This is a genomic window from Mesorhizobium sp. M4B.F.Ca.ET.089.01.1.1 (assembly GCF_004022605.1).
In the GTDB taxonomy this organism is placed as follows: Bacteria; Pseudomonadota; Alphaproteobacteria; order Rhizobiales; family Rhizobiaceae; genus Mesorhizobium; species Mesorhizobium abyssinicae.
In genome coordinates, this window is sequence record NZ_RZOS01000387.1 from 1 (window position 1) to 5,574 (window position 5,574).

General features: G+C 64.1%; 6 protein-coding genes. All 6 read right to left on the minus strand.

From position 1 onward, the window contains the following. On the minus strand, positions 1-859 hold an 859-nt coding region (locus EN780_RS26495), incomplete at its 3' end, for an ABC transporter permease subunit (protein WP_128275765.1). A 3-nt stretch (positions 860-862) separates the two neighbouring features. Next, positions 863-2,026, minus strand: a complete 1,164-nt coding sequence (locus tag EN780_RS26500; RefSeq protein WP_128275766.1) for an ABC transporter permease subunit — start codon at positions 2,024-2,026, stop codon at positions 863-865. Between the two features lie 97 nt (positions 2,027-2,123). Beyond that, positions 2,124-3,158 carry an amino acid ABC transporter substrate-binding protein gene (locus EN780_RS26505; protein ID WP_127282882.1) on the minus strand — a complete coding sequence of 345 codons (1,035 nt, stop codon included), beginning with the start codon at positions 3,156-3,158 and terminating at the stop codon, positions 2,124-2,126. A gap of 88 nt (positions 3,159-3,246) precedes the next feature. Continuing rightward, complete coding sequence (locus tag EN780_RS26510; protein ID WP_128275767.1) at positions 3,247-4,194, minus strand: LysR substrate-binding domain-containing protein; 948 nt, start codon at positions 4,192-4,194, stop codon at positions 3,247-3,249. 83 nt (positions 4,195-4,277) lie between these two features. Then, positions 4,278-5,027, minus strand: coding sequence for an SDR family oxidoreductase (locus tag EN780_RS26515; protein ID WP_127282884.1), 750 nt, complete (start codon positions 5,025-5,027; stop codon positions 4,278-4,280). 1 nt (position 5,028) lies between these two features. After that, positions 5,029-5,574: SDR family NAD(P)-dependent oxidoreductase (locus EN780_RS26520; RefSeq protein WP_128275768.1), on the minus strand; the 546-nt coding region annotated here is incomplete at its 5' end.

A 5,574-nucleotide genomic window follows, 5' to 3' on the forward strand; every position in this document is an offset into this window, starting at 1 on the left:
GAGCTATTGGCAGCGCGTTGCGCATGGCCTGCGGCAAGAGGATGCGGCCGATGCGCTGCCAATAGCTCATGCCGAGCGCCATGGCGGCTTCCTCCTGCCCTTTTGGAACGCCCTGCATGCCGCCTCTGACGATCTCCGCCTGGTAGGCGGAGAAGAACAGGGCGGAGCCGATGATCACCCGGTACAGCTTGTCGCCTGCCAGCCACTGCGGCAGCGCGAACGGCAGGACGATGGCGAAGGTGAACAGGATCGAGATCAGCGGCAGCGAGCGGACCGAGTCGATGATGAGGCCAGTGGTCCGCGATATCCACGGCAGCTCAGACCGCCGCAGCAGGGCCAGGCAGATCGCCAGCGGAAAGCCGATCAGGCAGGTGGTCACGAAGATGAACAGGGTGAGCGCCAGGCCGCCCCAGGCTTCCTCGCCGACATAGGCAAGACCGAGCACGCCGCCTTTCATCAGCACGTAATAGAGGGCCGTCCCGGCTCCCCAGACCAGCGCGATCCGGCGTCCGGTCCAGAAGGCCGGAATGCAGCTCAGCACCGTCATCTCCACCACGGTGACGCAGGCCAGCGCCGAACGCCATTGCTCCTCGAAGGGATAAAGGCCGAACAGGATGATGCGCCACCTGGCCGCGATCACCGACCAGCAGGCTCCTGCCGCTGCCTGGCAGGCCTCAGGCCCGCCGCTCGTCGTGAAGACGGCCGAGAAGATCGCCCAGTTGAGCAACTTCCAGGCAAGGAAGACCATGACTGTCAGGGAGATCAGCGACAACAGGGCCTGAAGCGGCGTCGCGAAAAAGCGCCGCCTCAGATCCTCGAGCGTCCCTGGGGCAGGCGGAGCGAGAACGACCATTTCCATCTCTCATCCCCTCAGTTGATTGCCCTTGAGGGCAATAGCCTTGTTGATGCGGTTGAACACGGCGGCGAGGCTAAGGTTGATGGTCAGGAAGCCTGCCATCAGGATGCCGATCGATTCCAGGGTCTGGCCGGAGTGGTTGATGGTCAGCGACACGATCATGAAGAAATCGGTGAAGCCGATTGCGATGCCCATCGTCGTCGCCTTGATCAGCCAGACATACTGGTTGGCGAGGATCGGCAGCATGGCGCGCAGCGCCAGCGGCAGCTTGACCAGCGTGAACACCCGCCAGGGACTGAGGCCCAGCGAAAGGGCTGCCTCCACCTGGCCCTTGCCGACGGCCTTGAAGCCGCCGCGCACGATCTCGGCGATGTAGGAGCCGCCATAGATGGCAATGGCGACCGCGAGTGCGGAAAACTCCGGCGGAATGCGCAGGCCGCCCTTCAGGTTGAGGCCTTGCAGGGCGGGGAAATCGAGCAGCGGCGCATCGGGCAGACGGCCGATCATCAGGATGAGAACGACGCAGGACAGCGCCGCCGCGGCGCCGCCAAGCTGGACGGCGGAGCGCTCGCCGACCGGCTGGCTCAGCCGTGACGTCCGGCCCAGCCAGACAGGCAGCGCGATTGCGCCGATCACGGCCAGTGTGGCCAGCGCCATTGCCAGACCGCCGACATTCGGGATCGGCATATAGAGGCCGCGGCTGGTGAGCAGAAAGCCCCACGCCTCATGCGCGGCGCGCGGTGTCGGCAGATGGGTGATCAGCGCGTACCAGAAGAAGACCTGGAGGATCAGCGGGATGTTGCGGAAAATGTCGACATAGGTGCGTCCGAGCAGCCGCGCCAGTTCGTTCGAGGAGGTTCGCGCCAGACCGACGATCGTTCCGACAATCGTCGCCAGGACCAGCCCGACGCTGCCCAGGAACAGGGTGTTGACGATGCCGATAAGGAAGAACCACCAATAGGGATCGTTGGCGGTGGCGGGCAGGAGCGAGAAGTTCACGTCCCAGCCCGTCGACTTGTACAGGAAGTCGAAGCCGGAGGTGATGCCTTGCTCCGCCAGGTTGCGCCTGGCGATCATCGCGCAGGAAAGCACAAGTGCTGCAAGCGACCCGACATAGAGAACCTGCAGCAATGCGTTGCGGACCTTCTGATTCCTCAGCAGGCTGACCATATGCCAATCTCCCGGATTGCCGCCGGCCCCGCCCGGCAAGGCCGGGCGGAACTCACAGCGGGACGCGTTAGGAAAGGTCAGTCGATCACCAAGGGGATCAATCGATCACCAGCGGGAACAGGACGCCGCCATTGTTCCACAGGTTGGTCAGGTCACGATCCATCTTGTAGGGCGAATCCTTGCCGAGATCGCGATCGAAGATCTCCGCGTAGTTTCCGACTTTCTTGATCACGTTGTAGGCCCAGTCGTCGGCAAGCCCGAGACCCTTGCCCATGCCTGGCGCCGCGCCGAGGAACTTGGCGACCGCCGGTGACGTGGGCTTGGCCTTGATCTCATCGACATTCTTCGAGGTGATGCCCTCCTGCTCGGCGAAGAGCAGTGCGGTGAGCGTCCAGTTGGCGACGTCGACCCAGTTGTCGTCGCCCTGCCGCACGATCATGACCTCCGGCTCGACCGCGATCACGTCGGGGAGGATCACATGCTCGTCGACCTTGCCCTTGGCGACACGCGCGATTGCAAGCACCGGCCCCCATTGGGCGTACATGTCGCAGCGGCCCGAGAAGTATGCCTGCTCGAGCTCTTCCGTCTTTTCGATGACGACCGGCTCGAGCTTGATGCCGATCTTCTGGCTGTAGGCAGCAACCTGTTGTTCGATGGTCGTGCCGGCGGGGATGCAGATCGTGCCGCCCTGTGCATCCTTGAGCGACTTCAGGTTGAGCTCCTTGTGCGCCATCACCTTGGTCGTGCCGAGATAGTATGACATCGAGAACTGAAGCCCCAGTTCGGTATCGCGGCTCAGCGTGCCGCCCGAAGCCTTGACGACGATATCGACGTCGCCCGACTGAAGGGAGGGCCAGCGCTGGGCCCAACTGATCGGCACGATCTTCAGCTTCGCTGGGTCACCGAACACGGCCGTGGCCACCGCCCTGCAGAGGTCGATGTCCATGCCCTTCCAGTTGCCCTTGTCGTCCACCTCGGCAAAGCCGAGATAGGAGCCGTCATGGCCGGTGCAGTTCAGCACGCCGCGCGCCTTGACGGTTTCGAGCGTCTTGCCGCCCGCAGCCTCGGCCGGCGCAGCGAAATGAACCAGGCCAACGGCCAGGGCCGCAGCCCCCCATTGCATCATTTTCATGTTGTTGTCTCCACTGTTGAGGTTGTTCCGTTTCTTGTTTTTGTTGGAGCCCGAAACAGCGTTCGGAACTCGGTCGCGAAGCCGCCTCCTAGTCGGAAAGCGGGGTCGGTTTCGGCAAGGAAATCTTGAGGTCGCTCCGCCAATCCTGCTGGGCCAGCCACCGGTGCAGCGCGGCTACCGCCTTCACACGCAGATGCCCGCGCGGAACGACCAGGTAGAAGCCGGGCACCTCCTCCGGCTTCATATCGGCAATGGCGTCGCGGCCGATCGGCGCGACCAGCGCGCCAGACCGGAAATCCTCCTCGGCGTCGATGACGGAAACCAGGCCAACGCCGATGCCTTGCAGGGTCGCCCGGCGCATGGTTGCCGCGTCGTCGAAGCTGATGCTGCGGTCGCCATCCGTCAGCTCCACTCCGAGGTGGCGCAATATATCCGGCCACAGGCGCTTTGACTTGACCGTGTCAAGCAGCGTGAACTTCGTCAGGTCGTGCGCCGACTTGATCTTCTCGCCGATCGCCGGCGTGCAGCAGACGATCTTCGGATCCGGCACCAGCAGCGTCGTGTCGTAGTCGGGCCAGCTGCCGTAACCCCACTGCACCGTCATATCGATGTCGTCGCGGCCGAAATCCGGCAGGTCGACCATCGTCGTCAGGCGCAGGTCGGCGCCGGGCAGGATCTCGCGGAACAGCGAAAGCCTGGGCAGCAGATAGTGGGTGGCGAAATACGGGCTCGCATTGAGGTTGATGCGGTCGCGGTAGGTCGACTTGGTGACGCGGCGGACGCCTTCCGAGAACTCGTCGAAGCCGGCCTTGACGTAGTGCGAGAGAAGGATCGCCGACTCGGTCAATTCGATCGACCGGCCCTTGCGCTCGAACAGCGTCACCTGGAGCGTGTCTTCAAGCAGCTTGATCTGCTGGCCGACCGCCTGCGGCGTCACCAGCAGTTCGTCGGCCGCTTGCCTGAAGCTCTTGTGCTGCGCGACGGCATGGAAGACCCTGAGCGCATTGAGCGAGGGAAGGCGAAGCTTGCCGGTCATCGTAGTTCCGCCTCCTCTTGCTTGAGACTCCGTCGATCATGCACTGCCCGTATTTCCGCTGCCGCCGGCTGCGGAATGTCACCTCATGCGTAGATATAACCGCCTGAAACGATTACGTTTTCGCCGGTCATGTAGGTATTCTTCGGGCCGCCCGTCATCAGCACCCACTCGGCGATCTCGGTGGGCTCGGCGCCGCGGCCGAGCGGGCTTGCCTTGGCCAGTTCCTCGAGGAAGCCGAGGGCTTTCGCCTTCTCCGTCGCCATGCCGGCCGGCGCCACCGAATTCACCAGGATCCCGTCCTTGGCGGCGTGATGGGCGAAGGACCGCGTCAGGCTGACGACGGCAGCCTTCGTCGCCGCGTAATGGGCGTTCTGCGGATGCGCCTTGAAGGCGTCGACCGAGGTCAGGTTCACGATCCGCCCGCGTACCTGGGCTTTCGGTTCCTGCGACTGCATGTGGCGCACGGCCGCCACCATCATGTGGTAGGTGCCCTTGATGTTGATGCCGTTGGAGGCATCCCACTCTGCGTCGGTGATCTCGAGGAGCGGGCGGCGCGGATAGATCGCGGCGCAGTTGATCAGCGTGTCGACGCGCCCGAGCTTCGAGACGATGGCATCGAACGCCGCGTGGGACTGAGGCCCGACCTGGATGTCGCCGGTCGCCGCCGCGGTCGGCAGGCCCTTGGCCTTTGCCGGCTCCAGCGCGGCCTCAGCCGCCTCCTGGTTGATGTCGATGATGCCGATCTTTGCCGCCCCAGCTTCCACGGCCATCCGTGCCAAAAGCGCGCCGAGGCCGGCGCCGCCACCAACGATGAGAACGGAAAGGTCTTTCATTCTATTTTCCTTGCTTGCTGCCGCTTGGGCTGGTCGGCCGGGTCGGCATGATGTCGAAGCGGGTTACGTCGGCCCAAGCGGGCAGGCCGAGCAGGGTGACGACCATACTCGCCACGTCGTCCGGCTGAACGGCGACGTTCCCGGCGTACATGGCCGCCCGGGCCTCGGCGTCGAGTATGTCCTTATAGAGCTGCGTCTCGACGCGACCGGGCACGATCTCGGTCACGCGGATGCCGTACTGGGAGAGGTCGGCGCGCAACGCGGCGGCGAAGCCGGCGATCGCTGCCTTGGTGGCCGAATAGACGGCGACTTTGGGAAAAGCGGCATGGCCGGCGGAAGACCCGGTGAACAGAATGTGCCCCGATTGCCGCTCGCGCATCTGCGGCACGATGAGGCGGGTGAGCAGGATTGCCGCGCTGACATTCACCTCGAGCGCGGTGTCGATGTCGGCGATCTTCATGTCGGCGAAATTGCCGAGCGGCGGCATGATCCCGGCATTGTTGATCAGCACGTCGATGGTGAGGTCGGCCACGACCGATTCCAGCGC